The sequence below is a fragment of the Methylopila capsulata genome (assembly GCF_016907975.1).
Lineage (GTDB): Bacteria > Pseudomonadota > Alphaproteobacteria > Rhizobiales > Methylopilaceae > Methylopila > Methylopila capsulata.
In genome coordinates this window covers 138,974-157,860 of the sequence record NZ_JAFBCY010000003.1, presented here as the reverse complement: position 1 = coordinate 157,860, position 18,887 = coordinate 138,974, and the positions used below count along the sequence as shown (strand labels likewise).

Annotated in this window: 22 protein-coding genes; 7 read left to right on the top strand and 15 right to left on the bottom strand. The window is 69.0% G+C overall.

Annotated elements, in window-relative coordinates:
- Nucleotides 1-54: 54 nt before the first annotated feature.
- From JOD31_RS12025 to JOD31_RS12015, 3 genes are all read left to right on the top strand, one after another.
- Nucleotides 55-762, top strand: a complete 708-nt coding sequence (locus JOD31_RS12025) for an ATP-binding cassette domain-containing protein (RefSeq protein WP_271206176.1) — start codon at nucleotides 55-57, stop codon at nucleotides 760-762.
- Between the two features lie 69 nt (nucleotides 763-831).
- Nucleotides 832-1,677, top strand: a complete 846-nt coding sequence (locus JOD31_RS12020; protein WP_204950597.1) for a TIGR02587 family membrane protein — start codon at nucleotides 832-834, stop codon at nucleotides 1,675-1,677.
- 9 nt (nucleotides 1,678-1,686) lie between these two features.
- Entirely contained in the window at nucleotides 1,687-2,085 is a 399-nt protein-coding gene (locus JOD31_RS12015) for a TIGR02588 family protein (protein WP_204950596.1), read from the top strand.
- A gap of 119 nt (nucleotides 2,086-2,204) precedes the next feature.
- Here JOD31_RS12015 and JOD31_RS12010 read toward each other — a convergent pair whose 3' ends face one another.
- The 7 genes from JOD31_RS12010 to JOD31_RS11980 all read right to left on the bottom strand — a co-directional run bounded on the left by JOD31_RS12010 (nucleotide 2,205) and on the right by JOD31_RS11980 (nucleotide 9,897).
- Nucleotides 2,205-3,362: a c-type cytochrome gene (locus tag JOD31_RS12010; RefSeq protein WP_204950595.1), complete on the bottom strand. Its 1,158-nt coding sequence runs from the start codon at nucleotides 3,360-3,362 to the stop codon at nucleotides 2,205-2,207.
- Nucleotides 3,359-4,018, bottom strand: coding sequence for a cytochrome c oxidase assembly protein (locus JOD31_RS12005; RefSeq protein WP_246482481.1), 660 nt, complete (start codon nucleotides 4,016-4,018; stop codon nucleotides 3,359-3,361). The genes JOD31_RS12010 and JOD31_RS12005 overlap by 4 nt, the downstream gene beginning before the upstream one ends.
- Nucleotides 4,015-4,410 carry a hypothetical protein gene (locus JOD31_RS12000; protein WP_204950594.1) on the bottom strand — a complete coding sequence of 132 codons (396 nt, stop codon included), beginning with the start codon at nucleotides 4,408-4,410 and terminating at the stop codon, nucleotides 4,015-4,017. The genes JOD31_RS12005 and JOD31_RS12000 overlap by 4 nt, the downstream gene beginning before the upstream one ends.
- 235 nt (nucleotides 4,411-4,645) lie before the next feature.
- Nucleotides 4,646-7,183, bottom strand: coding sequence for a cytochrome c oxidase subunit I (ctaD, locus tag JOD31_RS11995; protein ID WP_204950593.1), 2,538 nt, complete (start codon nucleotides 7,181-7,183; stop codon nucleotides 4,646-4,648).
- 175 nt (nucleotides 7,184-7,358) lie between these two features.
- Nucleotides 7,359-8,360: a cytochrome c oxidase subunit II gene (gene coxB, locus JOD31_RS11990; RefSeq protein ID WP_246482480.1), complete on the bottom strand. Its 1,002-nt coding sequence runs from the start codon at nucleotides 8,358-8,360 to the stop codon at nucleotides 7,359-7,361.
- A 142-nt stretch (nucleotides 8,361-8,502) separates the two neighbouring features.
- Nucleotides 8,503-9,384 carry an oxygen-dependent coproporphyrinogen oxidase gene (gene hemF, locus JOD31_RS11985; RefSeq protein WP_204950592.1) on the bottom strand — a complete coding sequence of 294 codons (882 nt, stop codon included), beginning with the start codon at nucleotides 9,382-9,384 and terminating at the stop codon, nucleotides 8,503-8,505.
- Nucleotides 9,385-9,423: 39 nt separating this feature from the next.
- Nucleotides 9,424-9,897, bottom strand: coding sequence for a tRNA (cytidine(34)-2'-O)-methyltransferase (locus tag JOD31_RS11980; protein WP_204950591.1), 474 nt, complete (start codon nucleotides 9,895-9,897; stop codon nucleotides 9,424-9,426).
- Nucleotides 9,898-10,115: 218 nt separating this feature from the next.
- Here JOD31_RS11980 and petA point away from each other — a divergent pair, with 218 nt between their 5' ends.
- The 4 genes from petA to JOD31_RS11960 all read left to right on the top strand — a co-directional run bounded on the left by petA (nucleotide 10,116) and on the right by JOD31_RS11960 (nucleotide 13,883).
- Entirely contained in the window at nucleotides 10,116-10,679 is a 564-nt protein-coding gene (gene petA, locus JOD31_RS11975; protein ID WP_204950590.1) for a ubiquinol-cytochrome c reductase iron-sulfur subunit, read from the top strand.
- 48 nt (nucleotides 10,680-10,727) lie between these two features.
- The gene (locus JOD31_RS11970; RefSeq protein WP_204950589.1) at nucleotides 10,728-12,005 is read left to right on the top strand and encodes a cytochrome b; all 1,278 of its coding nucleotides are present in this window, start codon (nucleotides 10,728-10,730) and stop codon (nucleotides 12,003-12,005) included.
- Between the two features lie 8 nt (nucleotides 12,006-12,013).
- Nucleotides 12,014-12,931 carry a cytochrome c1 gene (locus JOD31_RS11965; protein WP_246482479.1) on the top strand — a complete coding sequence of 306 codons (918 nt, stop codon included), beginning with the start codon at nucleotides 12,014-12,016 and terminating at the stop codon, nucleotides 12,929-12,931.
- A gap of 73 nt (nucleotides 12,932-13,004) precedes the next feature.
- Nucleotides 13,005-13,883 (top strand): S-methyl-5'-thioadenosine phosphorylase, encoded by an 879-nt coding sequence (locus JOD31_RS11960; protein ID WP_204950587.1) that lies wholly within the window; start codon nucleotides 13,005-13,007, stop codon nucleotides 13,881-13,883.
- A 9-nt stretch (nucleotides 13,884-13,892) separates the two neighbouring features.
- Here the strand turns inward: JOD31_RS11960 and JOD31_RS11955 are convergent, their stop codons facing one another.
- The 8 genes from JOD31_RS11955 to JOD31_RS11920 all read right to left on the bottom strand — a co-directional run bounded on the left by JOD31_RS11955 (nucleotide 13,893) and on the right by JOD31_RS11920 (nucleotide 18,726).
- A complete protein-coding gene (locus JOD31_RS11955; protein WP_204950586.1) occupies nucleotides 13,893-14,300 on the bottom strand; it encodes a hypothetical protein in 408 nt (135 codons plus the stop codon).
- A gap of 29 nt (nucleotides 14,301-14,329) precedes the next feature.
- Entirely contained in the window at nucleotides 14,330-14,800 is a 471-nt protein-coding gene (locus tag JOD31_RS11950; RefSeq protein ID WP_204950585.1) for a MaoC family dehydratase, read from the bottom strand.
- The gene (locus JOD31_RS11945) at nucleotides 14,800-15,264 is read right to left on the bottom strand and encodes a MaoC family dehydratase (RefSeq protein WP_204950584.1); all 465 of its coding nucleotides are present in this window, start codon (nucleotides 15,262-15,264) and stop codon (nucleotides 14,800-14,802) included. Before JOD31_RS11945 ends, JOD31_RS11950 begins: the two co-directional genes overlap by 1 nt.
- Nucleotides 15,265-15,460: 196 nt before the next feature.
- Nucleotides 15,461-16,558, bottom strand: a complete 1,098-nt coding sequence (gene ychF, locus JOD31_RS11940) for a redox-regulated ATPase YchF (protein ID WP_204950583.1) — start codon at nucleotides 16,556-16,558, stop codon at nucleotides 15,461-15,463.
- 12 nt (nucleotides 16,559-16,570) lie between these two features.
- Nucleotides 16,571-17,011, bottom strand: coding sequence for a PIN domain-containing protein (locus JOD31_RS11935; RefSeq protein ID WP_204950582.1), 441 nt, complete (start codon nucleotides 17,009-17,011; stop codon nucleotides 16,571-16,573).
- Nucleotides 16,944-17,243 (bottom strand): hypothetical protein, encoded by a 300-nt coding sequence (locus tag JOD31_RS11930; protein WP_204950581.1) that lies wholly within the window; start codon nucleotides 17,241-17,243, stop codon nucleotides 16,944-16,946. The genes JOD31_RS11935 and JOD31_RS11930 overlap by 68 nt, the downstream gene beginning before the upstream one ends.
- 62 nt (nucleotides 17,244-17,305) lie before the next feature.
- Complete coding sequence (pth, locus tag JOD31_RS11925) at nucleotides 17,306-17,914, bottom strand: aminoacyl-tRNA hydrolase (RefSeq protein WP_204950580.1); 609 nt, start codon at nucleotides 17,912-17,914, stop codon at nucleotides 17,306-17,308.
- 71 nt (nucleotides 17,915-17,985) lie between these two features.
- On the bottom strand, nucleotides 17,986-18,726 hold the full coding sequence (locus JOD31_RS11920; protein ID WP_204950579.1) for a 50S ribosomal protein L25/general stress protein Ctc: 741 nt from the start codon (nucleotides 18,724-18,726) through the stop codon (nucleotides 17,986-17,988).
- Nucleotides 18,727-18,887 lie beyond the last annotated feature (161 nt).

The window sequence follows — 18,887 nt, the reverse complement described above, 5'->3', positions numbered from 1 at the left end:
ACCCGCAGCTTCGGCGGAGGCGGCGGGTGGTTCGGCGCGGCGCGTCCGGCGCTTGTGGCGGTCGATCGCGTCAGCTTCGCGCTCCGGCCGGGCGAGACGCTCGGGATCGTCGGCGAGAGCGGCTCCGGCAAATCCACGCTCGCGCGCATGCTGGTCGGGCTGCTGCAGCCGAGCGCCGGAGCGGTCGCGCTCGACGGCGAGACGCTCGATCTCGGCCGGTCGGGCGATCGCCGCCGGCTGCAGCGGCGCGTGCAGATGGTGTTCCAGGATCCGGCGAGCGCCATGAACCCGCGCAAGACGGTGGGCGCCAGCGTCGAGGCGCCGATGATCGGGCTGAAGGGCTGGGACGCCGCGCGCCGGAAGGCCCGGGTGGCGGAGCTGTTTACGCGCGTGGGGCTCGCGCCCGGGCACGCCGGCCGCCACCCGCACGAGTTCTCCGGCGGACAGCTGCAGCGTATCGGGGTCGCCCGGGCGCTGGCGGCGGAGCCCGCGATCGTCGTGCTCGACGAGCCGGTCTCGGCGCTCGACGTGTCGGTGCAGGCGCAGGTGCTCGCGCTGCTCCGGGAGCTGCGGGACGGCAGCGGGCTGAGTCTCGTCTTCGTCAGCCACGACCTCGCTGTGGTCGAGGCGCTGTGCGACCGGGTGATGGTGATGCGCCGCGGCCGGGTGGTGGAGGAGGGCGCCTGCCGCACGGTGCTCGCCGCGCCGCGCGAGGAGTACACCTGCGAACTCGTTGACGCCGCGCGCCGTTTAGCCGCTTGACGCCGGCCGCGCCGGCGCGATCTAGCGCCGACGCCGGCATCCGCCGGCGGCCCTCCGGAACCCGCATTCATGGCGTCCGCGCAAAGCCCGTCCCGCCGCGAGATCGAAGTCGAGTTTCTCGCGGGCGTCGGCCGGGCGGTCGGCGGCGCGGTGGTGTTCTCGCTGCCCGTGCTGATGACCATGGAGATGTGGTCGCTGGGCGCCAGCCTCGACCGCTGGCGGATGCTGGCGCTCGTCGCGGGGCTGATCCCGCTGCTCGTCGGCCTGTCGCGCTTCATCGGTTTCGAAGAGACGACGTGCTGGCGCGACGACATCCGCGACGCGCTGGTCGCCTTCGCGGTCGGCGTCGTCACCTCCGCGGTGATCCTCAGCCTGTTCGGCCTGATCGAGCCGCGGATGTCGTTCGACGAGATCATGGGAGCGATCGTGATCGAGAGCGTCCCGGCGAGCCTCGGCGCGGTGGTGGCGCAGGGCCAGTTCGGCAAGCCGGACGAAAGCGACGAACGGCACGCCCGCGAGGCGGGCTACTGGGCGGAGCTGCTGTTCATGGCGGCCGGCGCCATCTACCTCTGCTTCAGCGTCGCGCCGACCGAGGAGGTCGACCTGATCTCGGCCGAGATGACGCCGTTTCACGCCATCGTGCTGGTCCTCGTCTCGCTCGCCGCGATGCACTCCGTGGTCTACGTGCTGCAGTACGCCGGCCAAGAGCCGGTGGAGCCCGAGGGCGCCGGCTTCTGGAGCCTGTTCGCGCGCTACACCGTCGTCGGCTACGCGCTGTCGTTGCTCGTGTGCTTCGCCCTCATGTGGACCTTCGGCCGCTTCGACGATCTCGGGATCGAGGCTGCGCTCCGGCTGTGCGTGACGCTGGGCTTCCCCGCCGCCGTGGGCGCCGCCTTCGCGCGGCTCATCGTATAGGGAACGGACATGGCCGAGGAAGGCGCCGAGACGCGGCGGGTCGGATGGCTGGAGTGGGGCGTCGCGGGGCTGGGCGCCGCCCTTGTCGTCGGCGTGCTGGGGGTGCTGACCCACGAGGCGCTGACCTACGAGGACGGGCCGCCCGCGATCATAGCCACCGTCGACGACGTCAGCCAGGGCCCCGGCGGCTACGTGGTCCGCTTCACCGCGAAGAACGAGGGCGCCTCGACCGCGGCGGAAATCCTGATGCTCGCCGAGCTGAAGCAGGGCGATGCGGTGCTCGAGAGCGCCGAGGTGACGCTCGACTACGTGGCGCGAAAGTCGTCGAAGCAGGCCGGCGTGGTGTTCGCGCGGGATCCCGCGGGAGCGGAACTCACGATCCGGGCGACGTCGTACCGGAAGCCGTAGCGCCCCATTCCCAGCCTTTGAAGGCGACTGCGCCGCCGTTTTTTCTCCCCTCCTCCTTGCGGGGAGGGGGCCGAGACGTTGCGTCTCTCGAGCGGACTCTCAGGTGACGCCGCCGCCCCTCACTTCCCCGGCGGCAGCGAGGCGTAGTAGGCGGCGACGGCGCGGATCTCCTCCGGCGTCAGGCGGAACGCGACCTTGCGCATGATCTCGCGGAACGGCCCGCCGCCGCGGGAATCGTGCTCCTTCTCCCAGAGATGCAGCTGCGTCTCGAGGTAGGACGCGTGCTGCCCCGCGAGCGAGGGGTAGGCGGGGTTGCGCGCTGCGGCAGAAGGGCCGTGGCAGGACTGGCAGGCGGGGGTGCCGGTGGCGCGCACGCCCTCGCGCGCGATTGTCTCGCCCGTGGCCACGAGCGCCGGATCGGGCGTCGGCGCGTCCTTCGGGCGCGCGGCCGGCTGGTTGGCGTAGTGCTCGGCCAGCGCCGCGAGCTCCGAGTAAGGCAGACGGGCCGCCGCGGGCTGCATGATGCCGCTGTGGCGCTTGCCCACGGCGTAGGCCGACAGCGCGTCGAACAGGTAGTCCTCCGACTGGCCGGCGATCACCGGGAAGGCGTCGCCGTCCCGTCCCAGGCCGTCGCGCCCGTGGCAGCGGGCGCAGTCGGCGAGCGTGTCTTCTCGCGGGCCGCGGCCTTGCGGGCCATGCGCGAGCGCCACGAGGCCGCCGACGGCGCCGTCGGTCTCGGCCCCCATGGCGAGCGCCTTGTACTCGTCCGGCGTCATGCCCGGCAGCTTCTTCAGGAAGGCGACGACCGACCAGACCTCGTCCTCGCGTTCGTCGAACGAGACCCAGGCCGGCATGCCGGAGAACTTCACGCCGTGCTTCACGATGGTGAAGAGGTGCGCGGTCTCCCAGGTCGGGACCTTGGCGTCGAGGTCCGGCGGCGGGGGGCTCATCACGTCGGTCAGCGGCGAGCGCGGGCGGCCCGGCGCGCCATGGCAGGAGGCGCAGCCGGTGGCGTAGTGCCCGGCGCCGCGGGCGATCAGCGCCCGGTCGTCGAGGTTGTCCGGAACTTCGACGCCGATCGACCAGGTCTCGACGGAGTTGATCATCACCCAGTGCAGGAACCAGTCCGTCACCGGCCAGTGCTTGGTGCTGGCCGAGATGTTGAACAGGCCCGACCAGCCGAAGGCGAGGCCGGCCGCGACAGCCGCCACCGCCGCGATACCGGCGCGCTTGGGGGTCACGCGGACGTTCACGCCGCGGTTGAGGAACCCGCTCATGGCCGGCCACCGCGGGTGAGCGCCGACGGGGCGCGGTCGTCGGAGAGCAGGCGGCCGACGAGGGCGACGCCGCCGGCGAGGTAGGCCGCGCCGCCGATCAGCAACATCATCACGCCGCCGAGCTGCTGGTCGTCGAGCGGGTTGAGCAGCGTCAGCGCCTCGCTCGCCTGGTGATGCGCCGCGTAGAGCGGCCGGACGCTCATGGCGAGCAGCGCGCCGAGCAGCGTCATGTGGATCGAGGTGAGCAGCATCGCCACCACGCCCGCGGCGGTGCGCCCCGCCTTGGTCGCGGCCCCGTAGCCGAAGCAGGCGAGCCAGACCCAGAGGCCGGAGAGCAGGAACGAGGCCTGCTCGCCGAGGTAGGCGAGGTCGCTTCCGCGAGCGAGATCGTGGGCGGCGGGCGTGTGCCAGCCCCACACCACGATCAGCTCCACCAGCGAGGCGGGGACGGCCGCGAACAGCAGCGGATGGCGGTCCGACAGATCGTAGCGGGAGCCCGCGACGCTGAGCGCGAGCAGGGGCGCGGCGATCGCCACCACGCCCATGTGCCGGATCATGTGGCCGGTGAAGCCGTGGCCGATCAGGGCGCTGGTCTGCGGCGCCCAGGCGAGCGCGAGCGCGGCGAGACCTGCGCCGAGGAGGAGCTTGCGGTTCATCGGCAGTCTCCGATGAACACGGCCGGCAGCGCCACGAAGATCACGCCCACGACCGAGAGCCCGCAAAGGAGCAGCGTGGCGAAGCCCAGGAAGCCCTGCCGGCCCTCGAAGCTCGGCTCGTCGAACGGCGGGTCCACGTCGCCGCTCCGCCAGTGGCCCCAGGCCTGCCGCGTGCAAAGCGCGATGATTGCGACGGCGACCACCGTCGCGGCCAGGATGACGAGGCGGGCGATGGTGATGTCCGGCCACGCCGCGCCGGTCATCACCCGCGCGTCCGCCATGGTCTTGGCGCAGTAACCCGCGGCGGCGGTGTAGGACACGAGGAAATGCAGCGCCCAGACGGTGGGCGCGGTGACGAGAGTGACGAGGTTGGCGCGGGTGGAGGCGATCATGCACAGGCCTCCGCGTGCGGCGTCAACCCGGCCGAAGCGCAGCGCAGAGCCGGGATCATCATCCGAATGAGGCCGTGACCCACCCCCGCCGTCATGGTCCGGCTTGACCGGACCATCCATGCCAGGCGTTGAGCTCTACGTCCGAGATGGGTCCTCCGGTCAAGCCGGAGGACGACGGCGTGGTTCCCGGCCCGGCGCTCCGCGCCGTCCGGGATGACGTGACCTTCGACGCCGATCATCGCGCCACCAGCGGGAACAGGGCGATGGTCGCGACGCTGACCGCCATGGTGATCAGAGCGAAGTGCCAGAACAGCACGACGTTGTGGATGTCGATGTCGTGCTCCTTGGTCAGCTTGGAGCCGACCGAGCGCGCCAGACAGTAGAGCGTCATGATCACGCCGACGCCGACGTGGACCGCGGTCCAGATCGCGATGACCCAGACCGTCGCGGGGTACACGTGGGAGGTCGGGTCGAGGCCGGTGGTGTGCGGCCCCCACAGCAGCGCCGCGCCGCCGCCGACCGCGAGGACGACGGACAGGGCGAGCCACAGCCGTAGCGACGGCGGCCGGTCGGCGGCGTTCGCCCGGCGGGCGAGCAGCATCGCGCCCCACGACGCGATTGTGAGCACCAGCGCCGTGAACGGCCACAGCAGGCCGGGACCCGCGGCGTCCGCAGGCGGGAAGCCCGTGGCGTGGATCGTCCAGTAGAAGAAGTAGCCGAAGATCAGGCTCGCGAAGGCCGACATGTCGCCGATCATCGTGATGAACATCGCCCACCAGCCGACCGAATCCGGTCCGGAGACGTAGAGCGGCAGCCGGAGGCCAAGGCCGACGTCCTTGTCCTTCTTCTCCGGGATGATCGCGGTGCCGGTCCAGAGCCAGATCAGGATCGCGATCAGCGCCGCGATCGAGAAGCCGATCGTCAGCGTCCAGGCGTAGAAGGTTGCCGCAATGAAGGCGCCGCCGGTGAGGAAGGCCGCCCCCATGGTGATGAAGGTGTTGCCCGGCACGCGCAGGCACTGGATCGGCCGGGCGTCGAGCACGGAGGTGATCAGCGTTTCGCGTTTTCCCTCCTCGGCGTCGGGGAGGTAGAACCGGCCCTCGTCGTAGTCCCGCACGAAGTTCGGCTGGTCCCAGAGCGGGTACCGCGTGGAGACGATCGGTACGGTGCGCACGCCCCACTCCTTGCCCGGATTTGGGGAGAGCCACTCCAGCGTGCCGGCGTTCCAGACGTTGCGCGGCGCGAGCGGCTCCTTGCCCCTCGGCCGCAGGATGTCCCAGGCCACCACCAGCACGCCGGCCGCGAACACGAAGGCGCCCACGGTCGAGACCATGTTGAGCGTGTCGAAGCCGAGCCCTTCCGCGTAGGTGAACACCCGGCGCGGCATGCCGCGAAGGCCCGTGATGTGCATCGGCAGGAAGGTGACGTTGAAACCCACGAACAGCAGCCAGAAGCTGATCTTACCCAGCCGGTCCGACAGTCTGCGGTCCATCACGAAGGGGAAGTAGTAATAGATGCCCGCGAGTAGCGGGAAGAACATGCCGCCGATCAGGGTGTAGTGCAGGTGCGCCACCACGAAGTGGCTGTCGTGCGCTTGCCAGTCGAACGGCGCGAGCGCCACCATGACGCCGGTGAGGCCGCCGAACACGAAGATCGCGAGCGCCCCGACCGCGTAGAGCATCGGCACGGAGTAGATCACCCGGCCCGCGAGCAGCGTCGCAAGGAACACGAAGATCTGCACCCCGGTCGGGATCGCGACCGCTTCCGACGCGGCCGAGAAGAAGGCGAGCGAGATCGCGGGCAGCCCGGTCGTGAACATGTGGTGGACCCACAGGCCGAACGACAGGAAGCCGGTGCCCACCGCCGCCAGCACGATCCACGAGTAGCCGAGGATCGGACGCTGCGCGAAGGTCGGCACGATCATCGCGAGCAGCGCGATCGCCGGCAGGAAGATGATGTAGACCTCGGGGTGGCCGAAGATCCAGAACAGGTGCTGCCACAGCAGCGGATCGCCGCCCTTGGCGGGATCGAAGAACGGCCAGCCGAACATCCGCTCGAGCTCGAACAGGATGTCGCCCGCGATCAGCGGTGGGAAGGCGAACAGGATCATGCCGGCGACCACCAGCACGTACCAGGCGTAGAGCGGCATAAGGTTGATGCGCATGCCCGGCGGCCGGCATTTTAAAGTTCCGACGATGAGCTCCACCGCGGCAGCGATCGACGCCACCTCGATGAAGGACAGCCCCAGCAGCCAGACGTCGGCGCCGATGCCGGTCTGCTTCTCGTCGGTGGTCAGCGGCGGGTACATGAACCAGCCGCCGTCGGGCGCGGCGTTGAAGAAGATCGAGCCGCAGACGAACACGCCGCCGAGCAGGAAGCTCCAGTAGCCGAAGGCGGACAGCCGCGGGAAGGGCAGGTCGCGGGCGCCCAGCATCTCCGGCAGGATCAGGATCGCGACCGCCTCGAAGATCGGGATCGCGAACAGGAACATCATCGCCGTGCCGTGCAGCGTGAAGACCTGATTGTAGAAGGTGGCGGACAGGAAATCGTTGTCCGGAACGGCGAGCTGCGTGCGGATCAGCAGCCCCAGCACGCCCGCGAACAGGAAGAAGAACAGCGCGGTCGCGGTGTACCAGATCCCGACCTCGGAATTGTTCACGGCCGACCAGTAGCGAACGCCCTTCGGCGTCTCCCAGACCTTCTCGAGGCGTTCCTCCTGGCCCTTGCGGACCTCCGGATCGTCCTGGGGGGAGGCGAGCGCGGCGTCGGTCATGCTCTTCTCCCTCCCTCGGAGAGGGGAGGGTGGACGGGCGAAGCCCGGCCGGGTGGGGTGGGTTCAGGATGGCGCTCGACGCCCGAGGCCCCACCCGACCCTTCGCTCCGCGAAGGGCCACCCTCCCCAAGCTTCGCTTGAGGAGGGATCAGGAAGGGCGCGGCCACGATCGCCATCACTTCAGGCTCCCGAGATAGGCGGCGATCGCCGTCAGGTCGTCGCGCGGCAGGGCGGGGTAGGCGGGCATGGTCACGCGCGGCTTCACCGTGTCGGTCTCGGCGATGAAGCGGGCGACGTTGTCGGCGGTGTTCGGCAGCGTGCCGGCTCCGAGCGTCTTGCGGGCGCCGAAGCGGGTGAGGTCGGGGCCGACCTCGCCCTTGGCCTCGGTCCCGGCCACGGCATGGCACGCTCCGCAGCCGTTCTGCAGGAACAGGTCGCGGCCGCGCGCGAGATCGCCGGTCGGGGCCGGCTGCGGCGCGGCCTGCGCGGCGAGCCAGGCGTCGAACGCCGGCTTCTCCATCACGACGACGTCGAAGGCCATCAGCGCGTGGCTCGCGCCGCAGAACTCGGCGCAGACGCCGCGGTAGGTCCCCGGCTTCTCCGCCTCCAGCACCAGCCGATTCTCGCGGCCGGGGATCATGTCCACCTTGCCGCCGAGCGTCGGGATCCAGAAGGCGTGGATCACATGCGGGCTCGTCAGCGCGAACTCGACGCGCTCGCCGACCGGCATGCGGATTTCGTTGGCGCTCACGACCTCCGGGCCGTTCAGCGGCTTGTAGCGCACGCGCCACCAGAACTGCTCGCCGGCGACGTCGACCCGCAGGCCTTCGCCCGGCTGGCGCAGCTCCGGCATCAGCCGCAGCCCGTAGACCAGCAGGGCGGCCAGCACGACCACGGGGAACACGACGCCGCCCCAGAGGATGAGCCGCTTGCCGACGATTTCCTCGTGTGCGTCGGTGCGGACACGGGTGGCGTAGACCGCGACGCCCAGCACGATCGTCCAGACCACGCCCGCGCCGATCAACATGACCCAGAACAGGTCCGCAACGTCGCGCGCCTCGCGGCCGGCGGGGTCGAGCGCGGACTGCACGCCGGAGCAGGCCCCGAGCGCGAGAGCGACCAGCCCGAACGCCGGAAGGCGGATCAGAATGCGTGCGGCGATGATGGTGGCCCCCAAGACGTGCTTGCTTGGGTCGAACTAAGCGCCGAGGTCCGCCGCGCCAGTGCGAAAGCGTCACGAATTGGCGCTTTTCCAACAAGATCACGGGCCTGTGAAGCGAGAGCCCGGAGCGACGGCGCGGTCGATGACGCGGGCCGCTCTACGGCCAGGCGGCGAGCGGAGGCAGCGACGACAGGATCGACGCGACGTTGCCGCCGGTCTTCAGGCCGAAGATGGTGCCGCGGTCGTGCAGCAGGTTGAACTCCACGTAGCGGCCGCGGCGCACCAACTGCTCGGCGCGGTCGGCCTCGGTCCAGTCCTTCGCAAAATTGGCGCGTACGATCTCCGGATAGACCTCGGCGAAGCGTTCGCCGATCGAGCGGGTGAAGGCGAAGTCCGCTTCGAAGTCGCCGCTGTCCAACCAGTCGTAGAACACGCCGCCGATGCCGCGCGGCTCGTTGCGGTGCTTCAGGAAGAAGTACTCGTCGCACCACGCCTTGTAGCGGGCGTAGTCCGCAACCGCGTGGCCCTCGCAGGCGCGCTCGAAGGCGGCGTGGAAGGCGACCGTGTCCGGATCCTCCTGCGTGCGACGCCGATCGAGCACGGGCGTGAGGTCGGCGCCGCCGCCGAACCACGCGCGGCTCGTCACGACGAAGCGGGTGTTCATGTGCACGGTCGGCACGTTCGGGTTCACGGGGTGGGCGATCAGCGAGATGCCCGAGGCCCAGAAGCCGGGCGACTCCATCGCGCCGGGGATGTCCTTGCGGAACTCGGGCGCGAACTCGCCGTAGACAGTCGAGCAGTGCACGCCGACCTTCTCGAACAGCCGGCCTTTCATGATGCCCATGACGCCTCCGCCGCCGTCCGCGCCGGTGTGGTCCTTGCGCGACCAGGGCGTGCGCTCGAACCGGCCGGCCGGCGCGTCGCCCGGCGCTTCGTCCTCGAGCGCCTCGAACGAGGCGTGGATCCGGTCGCGAAGCTCCTCGAACCAGGCGCGGACGCGGGTCTTTCGGGAGTCGACGTCGACGAGAGGCGAGGGCATGGCGACCGATCCGCGAGTGCGAGGGCGGGAGGCCGGCATTTAGGGTGGTGAGCGGCGGGATGGAAACCCCGCGGTCTGGCGCAGCGCCTCGCCGAGGGCGATCGCGCCGGCGACCGCGACGTTGAGCGAGCGGAGTTCGGCGCGGATCGGCACCACCACGCGCAGATCAGCTGCGGCGTGGACGGCGTCCGGGACGCCGGCCGATTCGCGGCCCAGCATCAGCACGTCGTCGGCCCGGAAGGCGGCGTCCACATAGGCGACCGCGCCTCGCGTCGTCAGAAGCACCAGCCGCGCGCCCGCGGCCTGGCGAGCCTGCTCGAACGCCGCGAACGAGACGTGGCGAACGATCTCCACATGGTCGAGGTAGTCGAGCCCCGCGCGGCGAAATGCCCGATCGGACACAGGGAATCCCGCCGGTTCGATGATGTCGACCGCGACGCCGAGGCAGGCTGCGAGCCGCAGCAGGGTGCCCGCGTTCTGGGGGATGTCGGGTTGGTAAAGCGCGAGACGCAAAGGGAAAATAGCCTCCCATAACGGAATCGTGGCGGAATCCGGGTGGTGAAGATGCGACACTGTGTCCTAAAGTCTTAGGCGGGCTGGACAGGCCGCGACATCGGGTGCGACAAAGCGCGCAAGAGATAAGAGCCGTTCCAAAGGACGGCCGCGCGTTGGACCGACGAGCTTCGCCTGCCGTTCCGCCGCACTGAGGAAGCTTTTGGGAGAGACTGATCGTGGCAGCCACGCACGACGCCGCCGAGCCGACCCGTCGCGACTTTCTGTATCTGGCGACGGGGGCCGCAGCCGCCGTCGGGGCCGGGTTCACCGTGTGGCCGTTCGTGGCTCAGATGAACCCCGACGCCTCGGCGCTCGCGCTCGCGACCAGCGAAGTCGACATCAGCCAGATCGCTGAAGGCCAGATCATCACGGTCAAATGGCGCGGCAAGCCGGTGTTCGTGTGGAACCGCACGGCGAAGGACATCGAAGAGGCGAAGGCCGTCAAGGTCAGCCAGCTGCCCGACCGCAACGCGCGCAACGAGAACCTCGCCCCGGACGCTGAAGCGACGGACGAGAACCGCGCGGCGAAAGGCAAGGAGAACTGGCTGATCGTCACCGGCATCTGCACCCATCTCGGCTGCGTTCCGACCTCGAAGTCCGGCGAATTCGACGGCTGGCTCTGCCCCTGCCACGGTTCGCACTACGACAGTGCGGGACGCATCCGCAAAGGGCCGGCGCCGGAGAACCTCCACATCCCGCCCTACGCCTTCGACAGCGACACCAAGATCACCATCGGCTGAGGCCGCCCCCGCAGGTTCACGCCCGCGCGGCGCGACGAGGTGAATTCGATGCAAGGACATTCGACCTACCAGCCGAAAAGCGGTCTCGCCAAATGGTTCGAGAGCCGCTTGCCGATCGTCGGCCTGGTGCACTCCAGCGCGATCGCCTACCCGGTGCCGCGCAACCTGAACTACTTCTGGACCTTCGGCGGCATCCTGATGTTCATGCTGGTCGCCCAGATCCTGACCGGCGTGGTGCTCGCGATGCACTACACGCCGGAAGCGACCAAGGCCTTCGCCTCGGTCGAGAAGATCATGCGCGACGTGAACTACGGTTGGCTGCTGCGCTACCTGCACGCCAACGGCGCCTCGATGTTCTTCATCGCCGTGTACATCCACATGTTCCGCGGCATGTACTACGGCTCGTACAAGGCGCCCCGCGAGATCCTGTGGATCCTCGGCGTGCTGATCTTCCTGCTGATGATGGCGACCGCCTTCATGGGCTACGTGCTGCCCTGGGGCCAGATGTCGTTCTGGGGCGCCACCGTGATCACCAACCTGTTCTCGGCGATCCCGGGCGTGGGCCAGGCCGTGGTGACCTGGCTGTGGGGCGGCTTCTCCGTCGATAACCCGACGCTGAACCGCTTCTTCGCGCTGCATTACCTGCTGCCCTTCATGATCGCGGGCGTGGTCGCGCTGCACATCTGGGCTCTCCATCATGTCGGGCAGAACAACCCGACCGGCGTCGAGGTGAAGGATTTCCGCAAGGACACGCTGCCCTTCACGCCCTACGCGACCATCAAGGACGGCTTCGCGATGATCTGCTTCATCGCGTTCTTCGCCTGGTTCGTGTTCTACATCCCGAACTACCTCGGCCACGCCGACAACTACATCGAGGCGAACCCGCTGGTGACGCCGTCGCACATCGTGCCGGAATGGTACTTCCTGCCGTTCTACGCGATCCTGCGCGCGATCCCGTCCAAGCTCGGCGGCGTGCTGATGATGTTCGGCGCCATCGCCGTGCTGTTCATCCTGCCGTGGCTCGACACGTCGAAGGTGCGCTCGGCCAAGTACCGTCCGATGTTCAAGATCTTCTTCTGGATCTTCGTGGCGGACGCGGTGATCCTGGGCTGGCTCGGCTCGAAGCCGGCCGAGGAGCCCTACATCACCTACGCCCGCATCGCGACCGCCTGGTACTTCATCCACTTCCTGATCGTCATTCCCGTCCTGGGCAGGATCGAAAAGACCAAGCCGCTCCCGGCCTCGATCGCGGAATCGGTCCTCGGTCCTTCGGGCGGCCATGGCTTCCCGGGCGGCGCGGCGGCGTCGCCCGAGACGAAGGGATGATCGGGCCCATGACCCTGCGTTTCGAAGGCAAGACCATGAGCCTGCGTTCTCTTCGCGCCGTCGCCGCCGCGGCCGTCATCGGCCTCGGCGCGCTGGCCGGCGCCAGCGGGGCGCTCGCGGCCGGCGGGGAGGGCGCGCAGGAAGGCGGCGCCCACCACACGCCGCAGCCGCCGATGCAGAAATGGACCTTCTGGGGTCCGTTCGGAAAGTTCGACCAGGCCCAGCTGCAGCGCGGCTTCAAGATCTACAAGGAGGTCTGCTCGAGCTGTCATTCGCTCTCGCTGGTCTCCTTCCGAAACCTGATGGAGCCGGGCGGCCTCGGCTTCAACGAGGGCCAGGCGCGCGCGATCGCCAGCGAGTACGAGGTCCAGGACGGTCCGAACGACGAGGGTGAGATGTTCACCCGCAAGGCCCGCCTGTCGGACGCCTTTCCGAAGGCGTTCCCCAACGAGCAGGCGGCCCGCGCCGCTAACGGCGGCGCCTATCCGCCGGATTTCTCGCTGCTGGCCAAGGCCCGGACCTACGAGCGCGGCTTCCCGTGGTTCCTGTGGGACATCGTCGCCCAGTACCAGGAGCAGGGGCCGGACTACATCCATGCCCTGCTGACGGGCTACGAGGAGCCCCCGGCCGGCGCAAAGCCGGCTGCGGCGAACCTGCACTACAACAAGTACTTCCCCAACCACTGGATCGCGATGGCGAAGCCGATCCAGGACGGCCAGGTGGAGTACACCGACGGCACGCCGACCACGGTGGACCAGTACGGCAAGGACGCCGCGGCCTTCATGATGTGGGCGGCAGAGCCGCACCTCGCGGTCCGCAAGCAGACCGGCTTTGTGGTCATGATCTGGCTGCTGGTGTTCGGCTCGCTGGTCTATCTGGTCAAGAAGCGCATCTGGGCCGGCGCGAAGCCGAAGGCGATCGCCTGATTCTGGCGGGCGACCCCGTGCTATAGAGCGGCGGGCCTTCGGGTCCGCCGTTTTTCATTGTCAGGAGCGAACGATGGCGAAGGCCGTTCTGGGCGTGATCGGCGGGTCGGGGATCTACGATCTGCCCGGCCTCGAAGACGTCGAGGAGCTCGATCTCGCGAGTCCTTGGGGGCTGCCTTCGGCCAAGCCGAAGCGCGGCCGGATCGGCGCGACCACGATCGTCTTCCTGCCCCGCCATGGCGCCGGCCACCGGCTGTCGCCCTCCGACATCGACTACCGCGCGAACATCGACGTCCTGAAGCGGGCGGGCGTCACTGATCTCGTGTCGCTCTCGGCCTGCGGCTCCTACCGCGAGGAGCTTCCGCCGGGGACCTTCGTGCTGGCGGACCAGTTCATCGACCGCACCTTCCGCCGCCAGCCCACCTTCTTCGGCCCCGGCTGCGTGGCGCATGTGGCGTTCTCCGACCCCGTCGCTCCGAACCTCGTGGCGCGGATCGCCCGGGCCGCGGCGGCCGAAGGCGTGCCGCATGTGGTCGGCGGCGTCTACGTCTGCATGGAAGGCCCGCAGTTCTCCACTCGGGCGGAATCCGTCGCCTACAAGGCCATGGGCGCGTCCATCGTCGGTATGACGAACATGCCCGAAGCCAAGCTCGCCCGCGAGGCGGAGCTGTCCTACGCGACTGTCGGGATGGTGACGGACTACGACGCCTGGCGGCCGCACGAGGCCGGGGTCGACGTCGCCGACATTCTCGCGGTGATGCACGCCAACGGCGACAAGGCCCGCCGCCTGGTGGCGCGGCTCGCCGCCGATTTCCCCGAGGAGCACGAGCCGTGCCCGCTCGGATCCGACCGGGCGCTCGACTACGCCATCGTCACCGCGCCGGAGCACCGCGATCCGCAACTGCTGGCGAAGCTCGACGCGGTCGCCGGGCGGGTGTTCGGCCCCCGCTGACGCACGGCGTCAGTCGTCGCGCTCCCCGCGTCCGCGGCGGCCGTCGTCATCGTCGTCGTTCCGGCCGAACATGGCGTCGTCGTCATCGTCCTCATCGCCGTCGCGGCCCTGCCTACGGCGCGACCGGTCGTCATCGTCATCATCGTCGTCGCCCGAGCGGACGCGCGCGCCGTCGCGGCGACGGTCGTCGTCGTCATCTTCGACGAGCAGCAGGCCGGCTCCCGCCGTGGGCGCCAGCGGCGCCGCTACGGAAGCCAGCGGGCGCGCGGTCGCCTCGCTCAGGCCGAGCAGCGGGACGGCGACGCCGGCGAGCGTCAGCGCAGCAATTTTGGGCAGGGTCATTCGGGTGTCCTCGTCGCGTGCACGCGATTCGATCCGGCCGCTCCGCGCTGAATAACGCGCCGGGCCCGAGAACATTCCGCCCCTCGCGCGAACGTTATCCGCGCTCAGGGCCGCACGCCGACGAACACTGCGCTGGTGAACTCGAAAACCTCAACGCCGTGCTGGTTCGTCGCCGTGTTGCGGGCCGTGAGCACGCCCCAGCCGGGGCGGGACGCGCTCGGCCGCGTCTCCAGCACTTCCGAAAAGTATGTCAGGGTGTCGCCGGCCATGACGGGCGCTTTCCAGCGCAGATCCCGGAAGCCGGGGGAGGGGCCGACGCGGCCGACCGGCAGGCCCGCCGCCATCCGTTCCTTCGCCATCCGGGTCTGGAAGGCTATCATCAGCTTCATCCACACCGCTGAAGTGTGCCAGCCGGAGGCCGCAAGGCCCTTGAACGGGCCGGCGAGGCCGGCCTCCTCGGAGAGATGAAAGGCCTGGGTGTCGTACTTGCGCGCAAAGCGCAGGATTTCGTCGGCCGTGAACAGGTGCGAGCCGATCTCGGCGCGGTCGCCGGGGGCGTAGTCCTCGAGATGCATCAGACCGCTCCCGCGTCGCGACGGCCGAACATCACCGCGTTGACCTGCCGCATCACGACCACGCCGTCCTGGTTCACGACATCGAAGGCGAAGGAGACCACGCCCATCTCCGGCCGGCTGCGGGAGGCGCGGGCGGCGACGACCTCGCTCCGCACCGTCAGCCGGTCGCCGGCGCGCACCGGCGCGCGCCACTCGACGCTGTCGACGCCCGGTGAGCCCATCGAGGTGCTGTCGACGAGCCAGCGGTCGCAGTTCATCCGCATCAGCAGCGCCGCCGTGTACCAGCCGGACGCGATCAACTCGCCCAGCATGCTGGAGCGCGCGGCCTGCTCCGACAGGTGCATCGGCTGCGGATCGTACTCCTCGGCGAAGGCCACCATGTCGTCGCGATCGACGACGAGGTCGCCGTACTCCGCCGTGTCGCCGGGCGCGAAGTCCTCGAAGGCGTAGCGGGGGTTGGGCATCTGTGGCGCTCCTTGAGCAGGTTCGGCGTCAGGGAATGCGCCTTGCGTTCCTCGCTCCGCCGTCGCCCTGGCCGAAGTGCCGGGACCCATAACCCCGACGTATCCGGACAAATCTGACCCGGTGGGCTGATGGGTTCCGGGACTTCGCCCGGAACGACGGCCTGGTTCAGCGGATCGATGGATACCGAAACAACGCTCAGTTCGCGAAGCGGAAGTGCAGCACGTCGCCGTCGGCGACGACGTACTCCTTGCCTTCGAGCCGCATCTTGCCAGCGTCCTTCGCGCCCGTCTCACCCTTCAGCGTGACGTAGTCGTCGTAGGCGATGGTCTCGGAGCGGATGAAGCCCTTCTCGAAATCGGAGTGGATCACGCCCGCCGCCGCGGGCGCCTTGGTGCCGCGCTCGATCGTCCAGGCGCGGGTCTCCTTGGGGCCGACGGTGAAGTAGGTCACGAGCCCAAGCAGTTGGTAGCCGGCGTTGATCAGGCGGTCGAGGCCGGGCTCGTGCAGGCCGAGCGCTTCGAGGTACTCCGTCCGCTCGTCCTCCGGAAGCACCGCGATCTCGCTCTCGATGCGGGCAGAGATCGCGACCGCGACCGCGCCTTCGGCCTTCGCGCGCTCCTCGACCCGCGCGGAGTAGGCGTTGCCGTCCACGGCGGAGCCTTCGTCCACGTTGGCGACGTAGAGCACCGGCTTCGAGGTCAGCAGGTTGAGCGCGTCGAAGGCGGGCCGCTCGTCGTCCGAGATCTTGGCGAGGCGGGCCGGCTTGCCGTCGCGCAGCAGCGGGAGCACGCGGTTGACGAGCTCGAGCTGCTCCTTCGCCTCCTTGTCGTTCGAGCGCGCCCGCTTCTCGAGTGCGACCACCCGCTTCTCGAGGCTCTCGAGGTCGGCGATCATCAGCTCGGTCTCGACGGTGTCGGCGTCGGACAGCGGGTCGATCTTGCCTTCGACATGGGTGATGTCGTCGTCCTCGAAGCAGCGCAGGACGTAGGCGATGGCGTCGACCTCGCGGATGTGGGCGAGGAACTGGTTGCCGAGGCCTTCGCCCTTCGACGCGCCGCGCACGAGGCCCGCGATGTCCACGAAGGTCAGCCGCGTCGGGATGATCTCCTTGGAGCCGGCGATCGCGGCGAGCTTGCCAAGCCGCGGATCGGGCACCGCGACCTCGCCGACGTTGGGCTCGATGGTGCAGAACGGATAGTTCGCGGCCTGGGCGGCGGCGGTCTGCGTCAGCGCGTTGAAGAGGGTCGACTTGCCGACGTTCGGCAGGCCGACGATGCCGCATTTGAAGCCCATGGCAGGAACCGATCAGTCTTGAGAGAGGATCTCGTCCGGTCGGACGAGAAAGGGATTGATGGTCATGAGCGGGCCTATGCGCTGGCCATGGCTCATGTCCTCGGACAGCAGAAGCTCGCAGTTCGACTGGAGCGCGGAGGCGACGATGAGGCTGTCCCACCAGGCGAAGCCGAACCGCTCGTGAACCCCGAAGGCGAGGCTCGAGGTCTCGAACGTCAGCGGCGCATCGCACCAGCGGCCGATCTCGGCGACCATCGGCTCCACTTCGGAGAGGCTGAACATCCTGAGCTTCCGGGTGAGCACCGCCGTGAACTCGTTGATCACCTGGGGGCTGACGACGAGGCCCTCGCGGTCCGACAGTTCACGCACCCACCCGGTCGCGCGCTCAGTCTTCGCCGGGCTTCGCCGGTCCCGAAGATAGATCAGGATGTTCGAATCGATGAAGCAACGCATCGTCGTAGATCTCTTCGCGGCTCGGCAGCGTCCCGTCGGCGCGCGTCAGATCCCGCCTCGGATAGGACAGGAACCGTTCCAGGCTCTCGCGTTGGCTGACATGCGGACCCTGCTGCTTTCGCTCCAAAGCGAGGGTCGCAAAGTAGCGCGAAACGCTCTCACCCCGCTTTGCGGCCTCCACACGCACCCAGCTCAACACATCGTCGTCCATCGAAATCGTCACGTTCTTCATAGGTCCTGCGCTCCTCGACACGAACTTCGTGTTTCCGTGTCCGCCGGTCAAGGCGCGGGGCGTCAGGTCTTGGGCGCTCCGAGCTTCTCCACCTCGCCGAAGCCTGCCGCCTCCATCCTGAGGTGGACCTTGTTCTGGAAGCTCGCGTCCTGCCCGCCCGCCAGCAGGTCGGCGGCGTCCGCGACGGCCTCGGTCAGCACGTCGACCCAGCCCATTTCGGACTTGCCGAAGTCGTTCAGCACATAGGACAGCACCGCGTCCTTGCCGGGGTGGCCGATCCCCAGGCGGACGCGTTTGTAGTCGTTGCCCATATGGGCGGTGATCGAGCGCAGGCCGTTGTGGCCGGCGTTGCCGCCGCCGACCTTCACGCGCAGCTTGCCCGGCGCGAGGTCGAGCTCGTCGTGCAGCGCCACGATGTCTGGCAGGGGGATCTTGAAGAAGCGGGCGGCCTCGGCCACGGCGCGGCCGCTTTCGTTCATGTAGGTGCGCGGCTTCAGCAGCAGCGTCATCACGCCGCCGATCGCGCCCTCCGCCGTCTCGCCCTGAAAGCGCGCCCGCCAGGGGCCGAAGCCGTGGCGGGACGCGATCCGGTCGACGGCCATGAAGCCGATGTTGTGCCGGTTCTTCTCGTACTTCGACCCCGGATTGCCGAGGCCGACCAGGAGCAGCATGTCGGAAGCTCCCAACAGGGACGGCCCGTCGCGTCATGCCCGCGCGGTCGCGGGCATGACGCGCGGATCGATCAATCGTCCTGCGACTTGCGGCTCTCGGACTTCTTGTCCTCGTCCTGCTTGGCGTCGGCCTCGTCGGCCGCCGTCTCGCCTTCGCTCTCGGCGCCTTCTTCCGGCTCGATGGTCTCGCCGCGGTTCTCGGCGGCGGCCTCAGCCTGCTCCTCGGCCACCTCTTCCGCGACCACGGTCGGCGCGGCGATGGTGGCGATCGTCAGCTCTTCGAGGTTCTCGGCCTTGAACGCGACGCCCTGCGGCAGCTTCACGGAGCTGGCGTGGACGATGTCGCCGATCTCGAGGCCCGTCAGGTCGACTTCGATCGCGGACGGGATGTCGTCGATGCCCGCCTCCACGTGCACCGTGTGCAGCACGACGTTCAGAACGCCGCCGCGCTTGATGCCGGGGGCGGCCTCGTCGTTCAGGAAGTGTACCGGGACCTCGACGTCGACGATCGACGACTTGGTGACGCGGAAGAAGTCGACGTGCAGCAGGGTGTCGGTCACGACGTCGCGCTGGTAGTCGCGCGGAATGACCCGCTCCTTGGCCCCGCCGGTGTCGATCTCGAAAATCGTGGTCTTGAAGCCGCCGGCGTGCAGCAGCTTGAACGCCTCGTGGCCGTCGAGCGCGATGCTGACGGGGGGCTTCTTGCCGCCGTAGATCACGGCGGGAATCTTGCCTTGACGGCGAAGTGCGCGGGCGGCCCCCTTACCGGCCTTCTCGCGCGCTTCGGCCTTGAGCGGCTTGGTCGCGGACATATCAGTTCTCCGAAATGAAATGGCCGCCCGATGCGGACGGCCTCAGGCGGCGAACCCCTCCAGGGGTGTGGGACGCCGCGCGCGTGAGCTAGCAGAAACGCCGTTCCCGCGCAACGTGTCCGGTCTCGACGGCCGGTCGCAGCGCTCCATCTCCATGCTGC

What these genes read in the sequence shown, in the direction of transcription:
- JOD31_RS12015 (WP_204950596.1), top strand. Translation starts at nt 1,687, where the DNA reads ATGGCCGAGGAAGGCGCCGAGACGCGGCGGGTCGGATGGCTGGAGTGG.
- JOD31_RS11945 (WP_204950584.1), bottom strand. Translation starts at nt 15,264, where the DNA reads ATGCCCAACCCCCGCTACGCCTTCGAGGACTTCGCGCCCGGCGACACG.
- JOD31_RS11960 (WP_204950587.1), top strand. Translation starts at nt 13,005, where the DNA reads ATGGCGAAGGCCGTTCTGGGCGTGATCGGCGGGTCGGGGATCTACGAT.
- JOD31_RS12020 (WP_204950597.1), top strand. Translation starts at nt 832, where the DNA reads ATGGCGTCCGCGCAAAGCCCGTCCCGCCGCGAGATCGAAGTCGAGTTT.
- JOD31_RS12010 (WP_204950595.1), bottom strand. Translation starts at nt 3,362, where the DNA reads ATGAGCGGGTTCCTCAACCGCGGCGTGAACGTCCGCGTGACCCCCAAG.
- JOD31_RS12005 (WP_246482481.1), bottom strand. Translation starts at nt 4,018, where the DNA reads ATGAACCGCAAGCTCCTCCTCGGCGCAGGTCTCGCCGCGCTCGCGCTC.
- JOD31_RS11965 (WP_246482479.1), top strand. Translation starts at nt 12,014, where the DNA reads ATGACCCTGCGTTTCGAAGGCAAGACCATGAGCCTGCGTTCTCTTCGC.
- hemF (WP_204950592.1), bottom strand. Translation starts at nt 9,384, where the DNA reads ATGCCCTCGCCTCTCGTCGACGTCGACTCCCGAAAGACCCGCGTCCGC.
- JOD31_RS11920 (WP_204950579.1), bottom strand. Translation starts at nt 18,726, where the DNA reads ATGTCCGCGACCAAGCCGCTCAAGGCCGAAGCGCGCGAGAAGGCCGGT.
- pth (WP_204950580.1), bottom strand. Translation starts at nt 17,914, where the DNA reads ATGCTGCTCCTGGTCGGCCTCGGCAATCCGGGGTCGAAGTACGAGAAG.
- ctaD (WP_204950593.1), bottom strand. Translation starts at nt 7,183, where the DNA reads ATGACCGACGCCGCGCTCGCCTCCCCCCAGGACGATCCGGAGGTCCGC.
- JOD31_RS12000 (WP_204950594.1), bottom strand. Translation starts at nt 4,410, where the DNA reads ATGATCGCCTCCACCCGCGCCAACCTCGTCACTCTCGTCACCGCGCCC.
- JOD31_RS11930 (WP_204950581.1), bottom strand. Translation starts at nt 17,243, where the DNA reads ATGAAGAACGTGACGATTTCGATGGACGACGATGTGTTGAGCTGGGTG.
- ychF (WP_204950583.1), bottom strand. Translation starts at nt 16,558, where the DNA reads ATGGGCTTCAAATGCGGCATCGTCGGCCTGCCGAACGTCGGCAAGTCG.
- JOD31_RS11970 (WP_204950589.1), top strand. Translation starts at nt 10,728, where the DNA reads ATGCAAGGACATTCGACCTACCAGCCGAAAAGCGGTCTCGCCAAATGG.
- JOD31_RS11935 (WP_204950582.1), bottom strand. Translation starts at nt 17,011, where the DNA reads ATGCGTTGCTTCATCGATTCGAACATCCTGATCTATCTTCGGGACCGG.
- JOD31_RS11950 (WP_204950585.1), bottom strand. Translation starts at nt 14,800, where the DNA reads ATGCATCTCGAGGACTACGCCCCCGGCGACCGCGCCGAGATCGGCTCG.
- JOD31_RS11955 (WP_204950586.1), bottom strand. Translation starts at nt 14,300, where the DNA reads ATGTTCTCGGGCCCGGCGCGTTATTCAGCGCGGAGCGGCCGGATCGAA.